General features: G+C 67.3%; 16 protein-coding genes and 1 other RNA gene. 13 read left to right on the top strand and 4 right to left on the bottom strand.

The features are described 5' to 3' along the window. The first annotated feature begins 27 nt into the window (after positions 1 to 27). The 4 genes from H6900_09330 (at position 28) to plsY (ending at position 3030) form a co-directional block, all read left to right on the top strand. A complete protein-coding gene (locus H6900_09330) occupies positions 28 to 477 on the top strand; it encodes a hypothetical protein (protein MCC0073478.1) in 450 nt (149 codons plus the stop codon). Between the two features lie 66 nt (positions 478 to 543). Beyond that, complete coding sequence (locus H6900_09325; GenBank protein MCC0073477.1) at positions 544 to 1086, top strand: hypothetical protein; 543 nt, start codon at positions 544 to 546, stop codon at positions 1084 to 1086. A gap of 55 nt (positions 1087 to 1141) precedes the next feature. Next, positions 1142 to 2419: a dihydroorotase gene (gene pyrC, locus H6900_09320; GenBank protein MCC0073476.1), complete on the top strand. Its 1278-nt coding sequence runs from the start codon at positions 1142 to 1144 to the stop codon at positions 2417 to 2419. Next, positions 2419 to 3030, top strand: a complete 612-nt coding sequence (gene plsY / locus H6900_09315) for a glycerol-3-phosphate 1-O-acyltransferase PlsY (protein MCC0073475.1) — start codon at positions 2419 to 2421, stop codon at positions 3028 to 3030. The genes pyrC and plsY overlap by 1 nt, the downstream gene beginning before the upstream one ends. A gap of 45 nt (positions 3031 to 3075) precedes the next feature. Here the strand turns inward: plsY and clpA are convergent, their stop codons facing one another. Then, entirely contained in the window at positions 3076 to 5397 is a 2322-nt protein-coding gene (clpA, locus tag H6900_09310) for an ATP-dependent Clp protease ATP-binding subunit ClpA (protein ID MCC0073474.1), read from the bottom strand. Between the two features lie 213 nt (positions 5398 to 5610). Further along, complete coding sequence (gloB, locus tag H6900_09305; GenBank protein MCC0073473.1) at positions 5611 to 6363, bottom strand: hydroxyacylglutathione hydrolase; 753 nt, start codon at positions 6361 to 6363, stop codon at positions 5611 to 5613. 84 nt (positions 6364 to 6447) lie between these two features. Here gloB and H6900_09300 point away from each other — a divergent pair, with 84 nt between their 5' ends. From H6900_09300 to H6900_09275, 6 genes are all read left to right on the top strand, one after another. Next, positions 6448 to 7242, top strand: a complete 795-nt coding sequence (locus H6900_09300; GenBank protein MCC0073472.1) for a methyltransferase domain-containing protein — start codon at positions 6448 to 6450, stop codon at positions 7240 to 7242. A gap of 286 nt (positions 7243 to 7528) precedes the next feature. Beyond that, complete coding sequence (locus H6900_09295; GenBank protein ID MCC0073471.1) at positions 7529 to 8089, top strand: F0F1 ATP synthase subunit delta; 561 nt, start codon at positions 7529 to 7531, stop codon at positions 8087 to 8089. Further along, on the top strand, positions 8089 to 9627 hold the full coding sequence (locus H6900_09290) for a F0F1 ATP synthase subunit alpha (protein MCC0073470.1): 1539 nt from the start codon (positions 8089 to 8091) through the stop codon (positions 9625 to 9627). The genes H6900_09295 and H6900_09290 overlap by 1 nt, the downstream gene beginning before the upstream one ends. Before the next feature lie 23 nt (positions 9628 to 9650). After that, positions 9651 to 10520, top strand: a complete 870-nt coding sequence (locus H6900_09285; GenBank protein MCC0073469.1) for a F0F1 ATP synthase subunit gamma — start codon at positions 9651 to 9653, stop codon at positions 10518 to 10520. Positions 10521 to 10539: 19 nt separating this feature from the next. Then, positions 10540 to 11967, top strand: coding sequence for a F0F1 ATP synthase subunit beta (gene atpD / locus H6900_09280; GenBank protein MCC0073468.1), 1428 nt, complete (start codon positions 10540 to 10542; stop codon positions 11965 to 11967). Between the two features lie 23 nt (positions 11968 to 11990). Beyond that, positions 11991 to 12410 carry a F0F1 ATP synthase subunit epsilon gene (locus H6900_09275; protein ID MCC0073467.1) on the top strand — a complete coding sequence of 140 codons (420 nt, stop codon included), beginning with the start codon at positions 11991 to 11993 and terminating at the stop codon, positions 12408 to 12410. 91 nt (positions 12411 to 12501) lie between these two features. Here the strand turns inward: H6900_09275 and H6900_09270 are convergent, their stop codons facing one another. Then, positions 12502 to 12984, bottom strand: coding sequence for a hypothetical protein (locus H6900_09270; protein MCC0073466.1), 483 nt, complete (start codon positions 12982 to 12984; stop codon positions 12502 to 12504). A 10-nt stretch (positions 12985 to 12994) separates the two neighbouring features. Next, on the bottom strand, positions 12995 to 14047 hold the full coding sequence (locus H6900_09265; protein MCC0073465.1) for an aldo/keto reductase: 1053 nt from the start codon (positions 14045 to 14047) through the stop codon (positions 12995 to 12997). Between the two features lie 109 nt (positions 14048 to 14156). Between H6900_09265 and rnpB the strand changes: the two genes are divergently transcribed. The 3 genes from rnpB (at position 14157) to rpmG (ending at position 16449) form a co-directional block, all read left to right on the top strand. Then, positions 14157 to 14545: RNase P RNA component class A (gene rnpB / locus H6900_09260), an RNA gene on the top strand. 107 nt (positions 14546 to 14652) lie between these two features. After that, positions 14653 to 16182 carry an undecaprenyl-phosphate glucose phosphotransferase gene (locus tag H6900_09255; GenBank protein MCC0073464.1) on the top strand — a complete coding sequence of 510 codons (1530 nt, stop codon included), beginning with the start codon at positions 14653 to 14655 and terminating at the stop codon, positions 16180 to 16182. Between the two features lie 99 nt (positions 16183 to 16281). Continuing rightward, complete coding sequence (gene rpmG, locus H6900_09250; protein ID MCC0073463.1) at positions 16282 to 16449, top strand: 50S ribosomal protein L33; 168 nt, start codon at positions 16282 to 16284, stop codon at positions 16447 to 16449. Positions 16450 to 16575 lie beyond the last annotated feature (126 nt).

Genomic DNA, 16575 nt, shown 5'->3' with positions numbered 1-16575 from the left:
CGCGTCTCGTTCCGCAGGAGCCCCACCATGCCCGCCGAGATCGACCACGCCCTCCTCGAACCCGGCGAGAAGCGGCTTCAGGACTACCGCCCCGACAAGGGCCGCTACTGGCGCGATCACGGCATCATGGCGGTGGGCCTGATGGCGCTGGCCGGGGGCGGGTTGTGGGCGATCGGGTCGCCCTATCCCGCCATCGGGTCCTTGGGCGCGATCCTGGCGGTGGCCGTGCGCGCGCTCTATCTCGCCCCTGAGACCCTCGCCCTGCGCTGGGTGCTGACCGACCGGCGGGTGATCCTGCCGGGCGGACAGCGGTCCATCATGCTGCTGGAATTGCAGACCGCGCGCCCGCTGCTGGGCGATGTGCAACTCGTCACGCGGTCCGGCGACAAGCATCTGATGAAGCATCTGCCCAATGCCGACGGTGTGGTCAGCCGCATCCTCGAGGCCCGCGACCGGCGCGCAAAACGGCGCGACTGACAGCCGCGTTAACCCGAGGGGAACCGATTCGCCCCCAAAGTGTCCCCCGCCTTGCCGAGAGACACGATGCAACCCACCCTGCCCTTCGACCCGCGTTTGCTGACGCCGCTCGTGATGATCCTCGTCGCCACCGCGCCAGGGGTGTCCGTCGCGCTGGTTACCCTTGACCGGCGCGCGCCGCGCCCGTCGCTGGTCCCGGGGGAACGGGTGCTGGCCGTGGTGCGGCCCGACCCCGCGATCCTGGCAATGCTGGCGGGGCTGGCGGCGGTGCTGCTGGTGTCGGCCGCAGTGCTGCTGCGGCTTCTCACCGGCGCGGACCCGGCCGCTCTGTCGCTGGCCCTGGTGCCCGTCGGTCTGGCTGGTGCGGCGCTGGCGCGGGACGAATCGGCGCGGGGCTGGTGCGTGACGAACCGGCGCATCGTGACACGCCAAGGTGCCACCTTGTGGCTTTCCGACCTGCGCCGCATCGCGGTCGGACCGCTGTTCCTCGGCCTTGACGGGCCGGATCGACAGGCGCTGCATCTGTGCGGCTTGCGCGATGCCCCGAACCTGGCGCGGGGTCTCGCCGCACTCTGCCCGCTGGCCCGCGCCCCGCCGCATCCGCGGTAGCGCCGCCACGCGCCGCGGGCTATAAGCCCGCCAGACCCAGCTCTCGAGGCGGCGCATGACCCTTCATTTCACCAACGCTCGGCTGATCGACCCCGAGGCCGGCACCGACACCCGCGGCAGTCTGACGGTCGCGCAGGGGCGCATCGTGGCGATCGACGGACCGCAACCCGCCGGCGCCACGACGATCGACGCGGGCGGCAAATGTCTGGCTCCCGGCCTGGTGGACTGGGGCGTGCATGTCGGCGAACCGGGGGCCCGGCACAAGGAAAGCTACCGTTCGGCCGGGCTGGCGGCGGCGGCGGGCGGGGTCACGACGTTCATCACCCGACCCGACACCACGCCCCCGACCGACACGCCCGAGGCCCTGGATTTCCTGCGCCGCCGCGCCGGGGCCGAATCGCGCGTGAACACCCGGCACATGGCTACCCTGACCCGCGGCCGCGAGGGGCGCGAGATGGCCGAGATCGGCTTTCTTCTGGACGCCGGTGCGGTCGCCTTCAGCGATGGCGATCGCGTCACCCGGGACACCCGCATCCTGGCCCGTTGCCTGACCTATGCCCGCAGCCTGGGTGCCCTGGTCGTGGGCCATCCACAGGACCCCGGGCTCAGCGCAGGCGCCGCGGTGACCTCGGGCAAATTCGCCTCGTTGCGTGGCCTGCCCGGGGTCTCGCCGATGGCCGAACGCATGGCCTTTGACCGCGACATGGCCCTGATCGAGATGACCGGGGCGCGCTATCACGCCGATCAGATCACCTGCGCACGCACCCTTCCCGCGCTGGAACGCGCCAAGAAGAACGGGCTCGATGTCACGGCGGGCGTGTCGATCCACCACCTCACGCTGAACGAATTCGACGTGGGCGACTACCGCACCTTCTTCAAGCTGACGCCGCCCCTGCGATCCGAGGACGACCGGCTGGCGGTGGTCGCGGCCGTGGCCGATGGCCTGATCGACGTGATCGGCTCCATGCACACCCCGCAGGACGAGGAATCGAAACGCCTGCCGTTCGAGGAAGCCGCACCCGGCGCCGTCGGGCTGGAAACCCTGCTGCCGGCGGCGTTGCGCCTGTATCACGCAGGGCACCTGACGCTGCCGCAGCTCTGGCGGGCCATGGCGCTGAACCCCGCGAACCGCCTGGGGCTGACATGCGGACGTCTCAGCCCGGGCGCGCCGGCGGACCTGGTGCTGTTCGACCCGGACGCCCCCTTCGTGCTGGACCGCTCCACGCTGCGGTCCAAATCCCGAAACTCGCCGTTTGACGGCGCCCGCCTGCAAGGTAAGGTTCTGGCCACTTACGTCGCCGGAACCCCCGTCTTTACCCGCGAGGCCGCCTGATGACCGTGCTGCCCGAGATCACCACCCAACCCCTGCTGCTGGTCGCCATCGGCCTGGGCGCCTATCTGCTGGGCTCGATCCCCTTTGGCGTCGTGATCACCCGGGCGTTGGGCCTGGGCGACGTGCGCAAGATCGGCTCGGGCAACATCGGCGCGACCAACGTGCTGCGAACCGGCAACAAGGGCGCGGCGGCGGCGACGTTGCTGCTGGACGCGGGCAAGGGCGCTGTCGCCGTGCTGATCGCGCGCGCCATCGCCGGCGAGGACGCGGCGCAGCTGGCGGCGCTCGCGTCGTTCCTGGGGCACCTGTTCCCGGTCTGGCTGGGTTTCAAGGGCGGCAAGGGCGTCGCGACCTTCTTGGGCACGATGCTGGCGCTGGCCTGGCCGGTTGGCCTGCTGTGCTGCGCGACTTGGCTGGTCATCGCGCGGGTGACGCGCATTTCCTCGGCCTCGGCGCTGGTGGCGTCGCTGGCGGCCACGCCGTTCCTGTGGGGCCTGGGGCCGCGCAGCATGATCGTTCTGGCGCTGGCGCTGGCGGGGCTGGTCTGGCTGCGTCACCGCGCCAACATCGAGCGGCTGCTGGCCGGAACCGAGCCACGGATCAGCCGCTAGGCGCACCATGGAAAAGGCCGGATCCTGCGATCCGGCCTATTGTCGTCAGTCTGCGGTCAGAAGCGGCGGTTTCGACCCCGCGATGCGCGGCTTGTCGGTTTCCTCGATCTCCAGCGCGATCTGGTCGTCGCGCAGCACAACCCGAACCAGACCGCCCTTGGTCAGACGGCCAAAGAGCAGTTCCTCGGCCAGGGGCTTCTTGACGTTCTCCTGGATCACCCGGGCCAGCGGTCGCGCGCCCATCTTGTCGTCATAACCCTTGTCGCCCAGCCAGGCGGCCGCGGCATCGCTGAGTTCGAAGGTCACGTTGCGGTCCATGAGCTGCGCTTCCAGTTGCAGCACGAACTTTTCGACCACCTTCATGATCGTCGCCTTGCCCAGCGGGCTGAAGCTGATGACCGCGTCCAGACGGTTGCGGAACTCGGGCGTGAAGGTGCGCTCGATGGCGGCCGTGTCCTCGCCTTCGCGCCGTTCGCGGCCAAAGCCGATGGCGGATTTCGCCTGCTCGGCCGCCCCCGCGTTCGAGGTCATAATGAGGATCACGTTGCGGAAATCCACTGTCCGGCCGTTGTGGTCGGTCAGCTTGCCGTGGTCCATCACCTGCAACAGGATGTTGTAGACATCGGGGTGCGCCTTTTCGATCTCGTCGAGCAGCAGCACGCAATGCGGATGTTGGTCCACGCCATCGGTCAGAAGCCCGCCCTGGTCGAAACCGACGTAGCCGGGCGGTGCGCCGATCAGCCGCGAAACCGCGTGTTTCTCCATGTATTCCGACATGTCGAAGCGCAAAAGCTCCACGCCCAGCGTCGCCGCCAGTTGCTTGGCCACCTCGGTCTTGCCGACGCCGGTGGGCCCGGCGAACAGATAGTTGCCGATCGGCTTTTCCGGCTCGCGCAGGCCGGCGCGCGCCAGCTTGATGGCCGAGGACAGCGACTCGATGGCCGATTCCTGACCAAAGACCACGCGTTTCAGCGCCGCTTCCAGATCGCGCAACATTTCGGTGTCGTTCTTGGACACGCTCTTGGGCGGAATGCGGGCGATCTTGGCCACCACAGCCTCGATTTCCTTGGGCGTGATGGTCTTGCGCCGCTTGTTGGCCGCCACCAGATGCTGCGCCGCGCCGGCCTCGTCGATCACGTCGATCGCCTTGTCCGGCAGCTTGCGGTCGTTGATGTAGCGCGCCGCCAGTTCCACCGCGGTGCGGATCGCGTCATTGGTATAGCGCAGATCGTGGTGCTTTTCGAAATAGGGCTTCAACCCCATCAGGATCTTGACCGAATCCTCGACCGTGGGTTCGTTCACGTCGATCTTCTGGAACCGGCGGCTGAGCGCGCGGTCCTTTTCGAAATGCTGGCGGAACTCCTTGTAGGTGGTCGAGCCCATGCACCGCAGCTTTCCGCCCTGCAACGCGGGTTTCAACAGGTTCGACGCATCCATCGCCCCGCCCGAGGTCGCCCCCGCGCCGATCACGGTGTGGATCTCGTCGATGAACAGCACCGCGTCCTCGTGATCCTCGAGCTCCTTCATCACCGCCTTCAGACGTTCCTCGAAGTCGCCGCGATAGCGCGTGCCGGCCAGCAGCGCCCCCATGTCGAGCGAATAGATGGTCGATCCGGCCAGGATGTCCGGCGTCTCGCCATCGACGATCTTCTTGGCCAGGCCTTCGGCGATGGCGGTCTTGCCGACGCCGGGGTCGCCCACCAGCAGCGGGTTGTTCTTGCGCCGACGGCACAGCACCTGGATGCAGCGCTCAACCTCGGCCGCGCGGCCGATCAGCGGGTCCACATCGCCCTTGCGCGATTTCGCGTTGAGATCGACGCAATATTTGGCCAGGGCGGAATCCTTGGGGTCGGTCTTGGCCGGCTGCGCCTCGCCCTGCGCGCCTTCCTCGGCGCCGGTGACGGGGCGCGGTTCGGAAAAGCCGGGGTTCTTGGCCACGCCATGGGCGATGAAATTCACCGCATCATACCGCGTCATGTCCTGTTCTTGCAGGAAATAGGCGGCATTGGATTCGCGTTCGGCAAAGATCGCGACCAGCACGTTGGCGCCCGTGACCTCATTGCGGCCCGAGCTTTGCACATGGATCGCCGCGCGCTGGATCACGCGCTGAAAGGCCGCGGTGGGCACCGCCTCCGACCCTTCGACCGTGGTGATGAGTGTTGACAGGTCGTCGTCGATGAATTCCTCGAGCGTCTTTCTGAGGTCGTCGAGATCGACGTTGCATGCCTGCATGACACGCGCGGCGTCGGGTTCGTCGATCAACGCCAGAAGCAGATGCTCCAGCGTGGCAAGCTCGTGCCGGCGGGTGTTGGCCAAGGCCAGCGCGCCGTGGATCGCCTGTTCAAGGGTCGCAGAAAACGAGGGCACGTCCTTGCTCCTTCAGTTGCGCGGCGGATGCCGCAAGGGTCGGACCGACGCCATCGTCGCCGGCGCGGTCCGCTCCACCACAGGGTGGGGCCATGAGATTAAACTTTGGTTTTCCGGGCGCTGCTTCAAGGGTTAACTGCCCGGGAATTGCCTCACGTTTCAGTTTGCCACCTTTTCGGGCGACTGAACAGGCGGCACTTGCGCCGGCCGCGCTCATGCGGCGTCCTTCTGGCGGCGGATCTCGGCCAGCACGGCGCGCGCGTCCGCCCCGGGCAGACCGGCGGCGGCGGCGACCTGCGGCAGATCGCAGCGCAGATAGGGATTGAGCAGCCGCTCGCTGGCCAGCGTGGTGCCGGTGGTGGGCCGGCCCTGTTCGGCCAGCACGGGCAGTTCCGCCTGCCGCGCGGCCAACGCCGCCGGATCCGGGGCAAAGCGCGCGGCAAAGGCCAGGTTCGCGCGCGCGTAATCGTGGCCCGAATAGATGCGCGTGTCGGCAGGCAGCGCGTCCAGCCGGGCCAGGGTGTCGAACATCTGGTCGGCGGTCCCCTCGAACAGGCGGCCGCATCCGTGGGTCATCAGACTGTCCGCGGTGAACACCGCGCGCAACGCCGGAAAATGGAACGCGACATGGCCCAGCGTGTGCCCGGGCGCGTCCAGAACCTCGGCCCCGCCCGGCAGCCGGTCACCGGGCGCGAAGGCGTGATCGAGCGGCGGCAGCCGGTGCGCGTCGGCCCGGGCACCGAAAACCGGCGCCGGGGCCGCGTTCAGGATGGCCGACAGCCCTTCGACATGGTCCCAATGGTGGTGGGTGATCAGAACGCGGGTCAGGGTCCAACCCTTGTCGCGCAGCACGGCCAGGATCGGCGCGGCCTCGGGGGCGTCGATCAGCGTGGTTTCACCGGTGGCCTCGTCATGCAGCAGATAGGCATAATTGTCCTCAAGGCAGCGGATGATCTCGATCGGCATGGGCGCTCCTGCGGCAAACGCGGTCTTTGCAAAGCCCCCCGGATGGGGCAGGGTGCAGTCTGTCCCAGCGGGTCCCGAGGTTCAATGCATCTCGACGTGCGCCAATTGCGAGACTTCTACTATCGCAGCCAGCTGGGGCGGGCGGCCCAGAAAGGCGTGCGCGATCAGGTGGTCGCGCGCTGGGGCAACACGCAGGGGCTGACGCTGGCGGGCTATGGGTTCGCGGTGCCGTTGCTGCGCCCGTTTCTGGGCAAGGCAGAGCGGATCATCGGCCTGATGCCGGGCCCGCAAGGCGTCATGCACTGGCCCGCCGACGGCCCCAACCATTCGGTTCTGTGCGACGAAGCGCGCTGGCCTTTGGCCAACGACAGCGTGGACCGCCTGGTGCTGATGCACGGGCTGGAAACCAGCGACCATCCGATGGCCCTGCTGGACGAGGTGCACCGCGTCCTGGCGCCGCGCGGGCGGGCGTTGATGGTGGTGCCCAGTCGCGGCGGCCTGTGGGCGCGCTCGGACGCGACCCCGTTCGGGTTCGGCCGGCCCTATTCGCGGGGGCAACTGGAACGGCTGCTGAATGAAAGCGGCTTCATCTGCTCGGGCGCGACCTCGGCGCTGTTCTTCCCCCCGTCCGACCGGCGCTTCTGGCTGCGCTCGGCGCGCGGGATCGAAAAGATGGGGCATCGCTGGCGGCTGCAACGCTTCGCCGGGGTGCTGATGGTCGAGGCCATGCGCCGCGACACCGCCGCGCCGCGCGGCCTGCCGCAAACCGCCCGGCGCCCCCTCAGGGTGCTCGAAGGGGTGCCGATCAGCGGCGCGCAACCGGCCTGGAGGACGGGAACCCGGCCCCCGGTCGAGGACCCGGCGAATCTGCACAGGTGAACGATTCTGCGCGCGCGGGAACGGCCGCTAACGCCGGATTTGCAGGCACTTTTCTGCGCTGCCGCGACGTCTTTCCACGGCAAAGAAGGGCCCGCACCGAAATCTGCCGGACGGGTGGCAAACTAAGCGCTAACAACGGGCGCTATCACGAGTCGTTGATGGTTGCGGGACGGGGTTTGCTCTGCTACACCCGCGCCGATTTCGGGTGCCGCGCCACAGACAGCACCCTGACCATTGCCCGGGCCTTGCGCGAGGTCGGAGGGAGCACAAACTCGAAAGGGTGGACGTGTCCGAACCTGCTTCGATCTCAACAGGCATCGCCGCGCGCTATGCCACCGCCGTCTTCGACCTGGCGAAAGAGAGCAAGGCCCTGGCCGCGCTCGAGACCGACATCGACACGCTGGAAACCGCCGTCAACGACAGCGCCGACCTGCGTGCGATGCTGTCCTCGCCGGTCTACAGCCGTGACGACATGGGCAAGGCGATCACCGCCCTGGCCGACAAGCTGGGCCTTTCTGCCATCATGCACGGCACGCTGGGCATGATGGCGCGCAATCGCCGCCTGTTTGCCCTGCCCCAACTGCTGGGTGCGTTGCGCGCGATGATCGCCGACGAAAAGGGCGAAGTCACCGCGGACGTGACCTCGGCCACCGTGCTGACCAAGGCGCAGGCCGACCAGCTGGCCGCGACGCTGAAGGCGCGCATCGGCAAGACCGTGAAACTGAATGTCGCCGTCGATGAGGATCTCATCGGTGGTCTTATCGTCAAAGTGGGCTCGAAGATGATCGACACCTCGATCCGTTCCAAGCTCGCGGCCCTCCAGAACAGCATGAAAGAGGTCGGATAATGGGTATCCAAGCAAGCGAGATCTCTGCGATCCTCAAGGAGCAGATCAAGAACTTCGGCCAGGAGGTCGAGGTGGCCGAAGTCGGCCGCGTTCTGTCGGTCGGCGACGGGATCGCGCGCGTCCACGGTCTGGACAACGTCCAGGCCGGCGAGATGGTGGAATTCCCCGGCGGCATCCGCGGCATGGCGCTGAACCTGGAAGCCGACAACGTCGGTATCGTGATCTTCGGTGACGACCGCGCCATCAAGGAAGGCGACACCGTCAAGCGCACCAAGTCGATCGTGGACGTGCCCGCCGGCGAAGGCCTGCTGGGTCGTGTCGTGGACGGCCTGGGCAACCCGATCGACGGCAAGGGCCCGATCGTCGCCTCGGAACGCCGCGTGGCCGACGTCAAGGCCCCGGGCATCATTCCGCGGAAATCGGTGCACGAACCGATGGCGACCGGCCTCAAGTCGGTGGACGCGATGATCCCGATCGGCCGCGGCCAGCGCGAACTCATCATCGGCGACCGCCAGACCGGCAAGACCGCCGTGGCGCTCGACGCGATCCTGAACCAGAAGTCGTATAACGCGGCCGCCGGTTCGGACGAGTCGAAGAAGCTCTACTGCATCTATGTCGCGGTCGGCCAGAAGCGGTCCACCGTGGCGCAGCTGGTGAAGAAGCTGGAAGAAAACGGCGCGATGGACTATTCGATCGTCGTCGCCGCGACCGCCTCGGACCCGGCCCCGCTGCAATTCCTGGCGCCCTATGCCGCGACCGCGATGGCCGAGTATTTCCGCGACAACGGTCGCCACGCGCTGATCATCTACGATGACCTGTCCAAGCAGGCCGTCGCCTATCGCCAGATGTCGCTGCTGCTGCGCCGCCCGCCGGGGCGCGAAGCCTACCCGGGCGACGTGTTCTACCTGCACTCGCGCCTGCTGGAACGTTCGGCCAAGCTGAACGCGGACAACGGCTCGGGCTCGCTGACGGCGCTGCCGATCATCGAAACCCAGGGCGGCGACGTGTCGGCCTTCATTCCGACCAACGTGATCTCGATCACCGACGGCCAGATCTTCCTGGAAACCGAACTGTTCTACCAGGGCATCCGCCCGGCCGTGAACACCGGTCTGTCGGTGTCGCGCGTCGGTTCGTCGGCCCAGACCAACGCGATGAAATCGGTCGCCGGCCCGGTGAAGCTGGAACTCGCGCAGTATCGCGAGATGGCCGCCTTCGCGCAGTTCGGCTCCGACCTCGACGCCGCCACGCAGAAGCTGCTGAACCGCGGCGCCCGCCTGACCGAGCTGATGAAGCAGCCGCAGTATTCGCCGCTGACCAACGCCGAGATCGTCTGCGTGATCTATGCCGGCACCAACGGCTACCTGGACGGTATCCCGGTGAAGGACGTCGGCCGCTTCGAAAAGGGCCTGCTGGGGCATCTGCGCGGCAAGCATGCGGCGTTGCTCGACGACATCACCAACAACGACCGCAAGGTGAAGGGCGAGCTCGAGGACAAGATCAAGTCGGCTCTGGACGAATTCGCGAAAGACTTCGCCTGAGGGCGGGGCAAGAGGACAGGTAGATGCCAAGCCTCAAGGACCTCAAGAACCGGATCGCGAGTGTCAAGAACACGCGCAAGATCACGAAGGCGATGCAGATGGTCGCGGCGGCGAAACTCCGCCGTGCCCAGGAAGCCGCCGAAGCCGCGCGGCCCTATGCCGCGCGGATGGAAGCCGTCGTCAACGGATTGGCCAGCTCGGTCGCCGGATCGGGCAGCGCGCCGCGCCTGCTGGCCGGCACCGGCGCCGACAAGGTGCACCTGCTGGTGGTGATGACCGGCGAGCGGGGCCTCTGCGGGGGTTTCAACTCGTCGATCGTCAAACTGGCGCGGGCGCGGGCGAACGACCTGCTGGCGCTGGGCAAGACGGTGAAGATCCTGACCGTCGGCAAGAAGGGCCGCGATCAGCTGAAGCGCGACATGGGCCATCTGTTCGTCGGTCACGTTGACCTGTCCGAAGTGCGCCGCATCGGCTATGACAACGCCCGTGCGATCGCCCAGGACATCCTGTCGCGGTTCGACGGCGGCGAATTCGACGTCGCGACGCTCTTCTTCAACCGCTTCCAGTCGGTGATGACCCAGATTCCGACCGCGCAACAGATCATCCCCGCCCCGGTGGGCGAGGCCACGGACAGTTCGGCCGTCTATGACTACGAGCCGTCCGAGGACGCGATCCTTGCGGACCTGCTGCCGCGCTCGGTCGCGACGCAGATCTTCACCGCGCTGCTGGAAAACAACGCCTCGTTCAACGGCGCGCAAATGTCCGCGATGGACAACGCGACGCGCAACGCGGGCGACATGATCGACAAGCTGACGATCGAGTTCAACCGCTCGCGTCAGGCCGTCATCACCAACGAGCTGATCGAAATCATTTCGGGCGCCGAGGCGCTCTGAGGAACCGGAGAAACACACAATGGCCACTGACAAAGCCACCGGCAAGATCACCCAGGTGATCGGCGCCGTCGTCGACGTGCAGTTCGACGGAACCCTGCCCGCGATTCTGAACGCCCTGACGACCGAGAACAACGGCAAGACCCTGATTCTGGAAGTCGCCCAGCACCTGGGCGAGAACACCGTGCGCGCCATCGCCATGGACGCGACCGAGGGCCTCGTGCGCGGCCAGCCGGTGGCGGACACGGGTTCGCCGATCGAAGTGCCCGTGGGCACCGCGACGCTCGGCCGCATCCTGAACGTCGTCGGCGAGCCGGTGGACGAAAAGGGCCCGGTCAACGCCACCGCGACCCGCGCCATCCACCAGCCGGCCCCCTCGTTCGAGAACCAGTCGACCGCGTCGGAAATCCTGGTCACCGGGATCAAGGTCATCGACCTGCTGGCCCCCTACACCAAGGGCGGCAAGATCGGCCTGTTCGGCGGCGCCGGCGTGGGCAAGACGGTTCTCATCATGGAACTGATCAACAACATCGCCAAGGTGCACTCGGGCGTGTCGGTGTTCGCGGGCGTCGGCGAACGGACCCGTGAAGGCAACGACCTGTATCACGAGATGATCGAATCGGGCGTCATCAACATCGACAACCTCGAAGAGTCGAAGATCGCCCTGGTCTACGGCCAGATGAACGAGCCCCCGGGCGCCCGGATGCGGATCGCGCTGTCGGGCCTGACGCTGGCCGAGCAGTTCCGCGATGACACCGGTTCGGACGTGCTGTTCTTCGTGGACAACATCTTCCGCTTCACGCAGGCCGGTTCGGAAGTGTCGGCGCTGCTGGGCCGCATCCCCTCTGCCGTGGGTTACCAGCCGACGCTGGCCACCGACATGGGCGCGATGCAGGAACGCATCACCTCGACCAAGAACGGCTCGATCACCTCGGTGCAGGCCGTCTACGTTCCCGCCGACGACTTGACCGACCCCGCGCCGGCCACCTCGTTCGCGCACCTCGACGCCACGACCGTTCTGGACCGTGCGATCTCGGAAAAGGGGATCTACCCGGCCGTGGACCCGCTGGGTTCGACCTCGCGCCTGCTGGACCCGATGATCATCGGCGAAGAGCACTACAAGGTCGCGACCGACGTTCAGCAGGTGCTTCAGCGCTACAAGTCGCTGCAAGACATCATCGCCATTCTGGGCATGGACGAACTGTCGGAAGAGGACAAGCTGACCGTGGCCCGCGCCCGCAAGCTGGAACGCTTCCTGTCGCAGCCCTTCGACGTGGCCAAGGTGTTCACGGGGTCGGACGGCGTCCAGGTTCCGCTGGAAAAGACCATCGCCTCGTTCAAGGCGGTTGTTGCCGGTGAATACGACCACCTGCCGGAAGCCGCCTTCTACATGGTCGGCGACATCGACGAAGCGATCGCCAAGGCGCAGCGCCTGGCCGCCGCCGCCTGATCTGACGCCAAGGAGGGCCTGTCATGGCCGACACGATGCAGTTCGACCTGGTCTCGCCTGAGCGGAAGCTGATGTCCGCCCAGGCAACCGAGGTGCAGATCCCCGGCGCCGAGGGTGAGCTGACGGCTATGCCCGGGCATTCGCCGCTGATCACCACCCTGCGCCCGGGAATCCTGAAGGTGACGGCGAATGGTCAAGTGACCGAATTCGCCGTGACCGGCGGCTTTGCCGAGATCACGCCCGAGGGCGTTTCGGTTCTCGCCGAACGCTCGCTGCCCAAGGGCGAAGTGACCCAGACCGTCCTGGACGAATGGGTTGCCGAGGCCCACAAGGCCCACAAGGAAGCGCATCACACGGTCGTGGACGATGCCGCCCATCTGCTGTCCGACATGGTCGCGATGGGCACCCACGTGGGGCTGAACCCGAACGTGCCGAACTTCTGATCCGGCACCCCGGAATGCTGAAAGGCCCCGCATCGCGGGGCCTTTTGCGTGGTCGGGCGGGCAGCCGAACGCCCGGCACCCCGGGGCCGGATCAGTCGATGCACAGCGTCTCGCGCCGTCCGGGCAGGGTCAGCACATCCTGGCATCCATACAGCGGTTGCAGCGGCGCGCAGGTGCCCGAGCGCGCCAGGCAAACCCCCTCGCAATCGGCGTTCGATTCGCAGTGGTGATAGGCGTCGCGGGTGGGTCGGACGCAGGCGAACACCCCCTGCGCGCGCGGTGTCATCCGCCCCCCGTCGCGCTCGCAGGCGGCGCGCTGCTGGGCCAACATGGGCGGATCGGGCGGTGGCAGGTCATCCTGGGGCGCGGTGGTGATGACCTGAACCTCGGGTTCGGCCGCGATCGCCGGGCCGGGAACCACGGGCTCGTCCACCACCCGCGGCTCAGGCGTGGCGCGCTGCGGCTGGACGGTTTCGGGCGCCCCCGTCAAGGTCGGCGCCGTGGTCGGCACACAGGCGGACAGCAGCACGGCAGCGGCCAGAACGGTCGCAAGAAGGGTCGGGGTCCGACGCATGGTTTCCTCCTCAATACGGCATGGGATGGGCACGATGAAGCGCGTCGATCGCCTCAAGCGTGTCGGGCATCAGGGACAGGGAAAGCGCGGGCAACTGGTGCGCCAGTTGCGCGACGGTGGTCGCCCCCAGGATCGGGATCACCGGGAAAGGCCGGGCGCGCAGCCAGAGCAGCGCCATATGCACGGGATCGAGCCCCCGCTCGCGGGCCAGCCCCAGATAGGCCGAGACCGTCTCGAACACGCGCGGCGTGATGCGGCCCCCCAGGTCGGGCACCGCGGACCGGCGCGACCCCTCGGGCGTCACGTCGCCCGCGTATTTCCCCGTCAACAACCCCGCCCCCAGCGGCGAAAAGGCCAGCAGCGGCAGGTCCTCCATCGCGCAGGCCTCGGCCATGTCGGTGTCTGGCAAGCGACACAACAACGAATACTCGTTCTGCACGCTGGCGATGCGCGGCAGGCATCCCCCTGCCCCGGCCAGCCACTGCGCCAACCCCCAGGCGCTTTCGTTCGAAAGGCCCAGCGCGCCAATCTTTCCCTCGGCGATCAGCCGACCGGCCTCGGTCAGAATCTCGTGGATATGGGCCCGAAAGCCGGCCGCGTCGGTCGCCGGGCGAAAGCCCCAGTTGCGCCGAAAGTGATACGAGCCGCGATTGGGCCAATGCAACTGGAACAGGTCGATGTGCTCGGTGCGCAGCCGCGCCAGAGAGCCCTCGACCGCCGCGCGCAGGCGGGCCGCGCCGATCCGGGGCGTGCCGCCCGCGATGACCGCGCTGCCCTCGCCGGTGACCTTGGTGGCGATCACCAGCCGGTCGCGGCCACCACGCGCCGCGATCCAGTCGCCGATCACCGTTTCACTCAGACCGCGGGTATCGGCCGACACGGGATTCGTCGGATACATCTCGGCGGTGTCGAGGAAATTCAACCCGTGTTCCAGTGCCAGATCGATCTGGCGATGGGCCTGCGCAGGCTCGGTCTGCCGCCCCCAGGTCATGGTGCCCAGGCAGAACGCGGGGATTGTAGGACCGTCGGCACCGATCCGGCGTTTGTTCTCAGGATTGTTCATCAATCGCGAACACTACCGTCTGACGAAAGAAAGACAAGAGACAGGCGCGACAGGGCCCTTTGCGCGGGCGCATTGACGCCCAGGAAGCACAGGCGTAGGAGGGGCGGGCGCGGATGGCCGGGCGGCCGCGGGTCCCAGGACCCGAGGAAAGTCCGGACTCCATGAGGCAACGGTGCCGGGTAACGCCCGGCCGGGGCAACCCGAGGGAAAGCGCCACAGAGAACAGACCGCCTTTGTTCGCAAAGGTCAGGGTGAAACGGTGGGGTAAGAGCCCACCGCGGGACGGGCAACCGGACCGGCACGGCAAGCCCCACCGGGAGCAATGCCGAATAGGGGCCTCGCGCGGGCATGATCGGCCTCGGTCGATATCGCCGCAGGGACGTCTCAGCCCAGAGGCCCGGGTTGGCAGCTCGACTCCGCCGGTAACGGACGGAGCAGATGAATGGTCGCCGCCGGGGCAACCCGGCACAGAATCCGGCTTACAGGCCATCCGCGCGCGCCTGCCGCCACAATTGTGCCGCATCCCGGCGTTAGCGTCGATCATCGCCCCCCATTCCGATGGGGCCCCGCCTGTTGTCCGATGATCCGCCGAACCCGGTATGCGTATGTCCGAATCCCTGAGTCGAAAACGCCTGTTCACGGAGACCCATCGCCGCCGACCCTGGACCGGCGGCGCGCGTCCACGGCTGCTTGGTGGTCAGGCCCAGGCCCAGGCCCAGCGTCTCAGCCGGACGCCGATCAATCCCGCGCTGCTGGGTTTCATCCTTTTTCTGGTCGATGTGGGGCTGGTAACGCTGGCCGGGCTGATCTGCCACCTGTTGCTGCCCGACGCCACCCTGCCCGAGGAGGCCCGCAATGGCGGGGTCGTGCTGGGGGCGCTGGCGGTGGCGATGTTCGCGCGCCTGCTGGGCGGCTACGGCTTTCGCCAGATGCGCAGCGCGCCGCGCGCGCTGCTGGGCGCGACGGTGGCGCTGGCGCTGGGCCTGACCACGGTCTACGCGTTGCTGATCGCCGCCGGCGTGCGCTCGCGGGCCATCGAGCCCTGGCTCGTCCTGTGGTTCGCGACCGCACTGGGGCTGATCCTGGCGGCCCGGGTGGCGATGCACTTGCGGATCATGGACCTCGTGCGCACGGGGCGGCTGGAGCACCGGATCGTGCTGGTCGGCGGCGGCGAGGACATCGTGCCCCTGCTCACCGAAATCAACAAGGAACGCCGCCGCGGCCGCCGCTTCTGCGGCTTCTTCGACGAGCGCATGGACGCCCGCTCGCCCTCGGTCGTGGCCGGGCATCACAAAACCGGCGACGTGGATGATCTGGTCGAATTCGCCCGACTTGCCAAGATTCACACCGTCATCATCACCATCCCCAACGCCTCGCAGCAGCGCATCCGCGAATTGCTGGCGCGTCTCTTTGTGCTGCCGGTGGACATTCGCGTGCTCGAAGGCGCCGAGATCCCGGAATTCTCGCGCCAGCGGCGCTCGCAGATCGGGCCGTTCCGCCTGATCGAAATCTACAAGCCCCCGCTGGGCGGCTTCGCCGCGTTCCGCAAGCGCGTGTTCGATGTCGTCTTTGCGTCGTTTGCCATCGTGGTGTTCGCCCCGGTGATGGCGGTGATCGCGCTGGCGATCAAGCTCGACTCGCGCGGGCCGGTGCTGTTTCGGCAGATGCGCCACGGCTACAACAACAAGCCCATCGCGGTGCTGAAGTTCCGCTCGATGTATGTCGAACAATGCGACCCGACCGCGGTCAAGGCCGTCCGCCGCGGCGACGCGCGGGTCACGCGGGTCGGGCGGTTCATCCGCCGGGCCTCGATCGACGAATTGCCGCAGTTCTTCAACGTGCTGATGGGCTCGCTGTCGCTGGTCGGCCCGCGCCCGCACGCAACCTCGGCGCGCACTGGCGACATCGTTTATGACCAGATCGCCGACGCCTATTCCGCCCGCCACAAGGTCAAGCCCGGCATCACCGGCTGGGCGCAGATCAACGGTTGGCGCGGCGAGATAAACTCGTCCGAGAAGATCATTAAACGGGTCGAGCACGACCTCTATTACATCGAGCACTGGTCGCTGTGGCTGGACCTGAAGATCATGCTGATGACCCCCTGGAGCCTGGTCACCACGAAAAACGCCTACTGACGGCGAGGAGGCGTTGACTCTGCCCCCGAGTTGCGTAAAAGGCGGACTTCAAAGGATTACACCGGTGGCCAGGGCGCTACCGCGCGCTAGGAGACCATCATGGCGAAACCGACGACGATCAAGATCCGTCTGAACTCTTCGGCGGGCACGGGCCACTTCTATGTGACCAAAAAGAACGCCCGCACGATGACCGAGAAGATGACCATCCGCAAATTCGACCCGGTCGCGCGTCAGCACGTGGAATACAAGGAAGGCAAGATCAAGTAAGATCTGCCCTCCGCTGTGGACTTGGGCCGCCCTTCGGGGCGGCTCTTTTCGTTTGCGCGGGCCGTCCGGCAAGGCTGCGGACGGCGATGCTGCGGACCAGGCGCCCCCCTGGCGCCCTTTGGCCAA

The sequence above is a fragment of the Rhodobacter sp. genome, from assembly GCA_020637515.1.
In the GTDB taxonomy this organism is placed as follows: Bacteria; Pseudomonadota; Alphaproteobacteria; order Rhodobacterales; family Rhodobacteraceae; genus Pararhodobacter.
Note: the sequence above shows the minus strand (reverse complement) of the source record. Positions and strands in the feature narration are given on the sequence as shown.

Coding starts and splice junctions, on each gene's coding strand:
- plsY (MCC0073475.1), top strand. CDS start 2,419: ATGACCGTGCTGCCCGAGATCACCACCCAACCCCTGCTGCTGGTCGCC.
- H6900_09300 (MCC0073472.1), top strand. CDS start 6,448: ATGCATCTCGACGTGCGCCAATTGCGAGACTTCTACTATCGCAGCCAG.
- H6900_09270 (MCC0073466.1), bottom strand. CDS start 12,984: ATGCGTCGGACCCCGACCCTTCTTGCGACCGTTCTGGCCGCTGCCGTG.
- H6900_09255 (MCC0073464.1), top strand. CDS start 14,653: ATGTCCGAATCCCTGAGTCGAAAACGCCTGTTCACGGAGACCCATCGC.
- H6900_09275 (MCC0073467.1), top strand. CDS start 11,991: ATGGCCGACACGATGCAGTTCGACCTGGTCTCGCCTGAGCGGAAGCTG.
- H6900_09290 (MCC0073470.1), top strand. CDS start 8,089: ATGGGTATCCAAGCAAGCGAGATCTCTGCGATCCTCAAGGAGCAGATC.
- pyrC (MCC0073476.1), top strand. CDS start 1,142: ATGACCCTTCATTTCACCAACGCTCGGCTGATCGACCCCGAGGCCGGC.
- H6900_09285 (MCC0073469.1), top strand. CDS start 9,651: ATGCCAAGCCTCAAGGACCTCAAGAACCGGATCGCGAGTGTCAAGAAC.
- rpmG (MCC0073463.1), top strand. CDS start 16,282: ATGGCGAAACCGACGACGATCAAGATCCGTCTGAACTCTTCGGCGGGC.
- H6900_09325 (MCC0073477.1), top strand. CDS start 544: ATGCAACCCACCCTGCCCTTCGACCCGCGTTTGCTGACGCCGCTCGTG.
- H6900_09330 (MCC0073478.1), top strand. CDS start 28: ATGCCCGCCGAGATCGACCACGCCCTCCTCGAACCCGGCGAGAAGCGG.
- H6900_09265 (MCC0073465.1), bottom strand. CDS start 14,047: ATGAACAATCCTGAGAACAAACGCCGGATCGGTGCCGACGGTCCTACA.
- gloB (MCC0073473.1), bottom strand. CDS start 6,363: ATGCCGATCGAGATCATCCGCTGCCTTGAGGACAATTATGCCTATCTG.
- atpD (MCC0073468.1), top strand. CDS start 10,540: ATGGCCACTGACAAAGCCACCGGCAAGATCACCCAGGTGATCGGCGCC.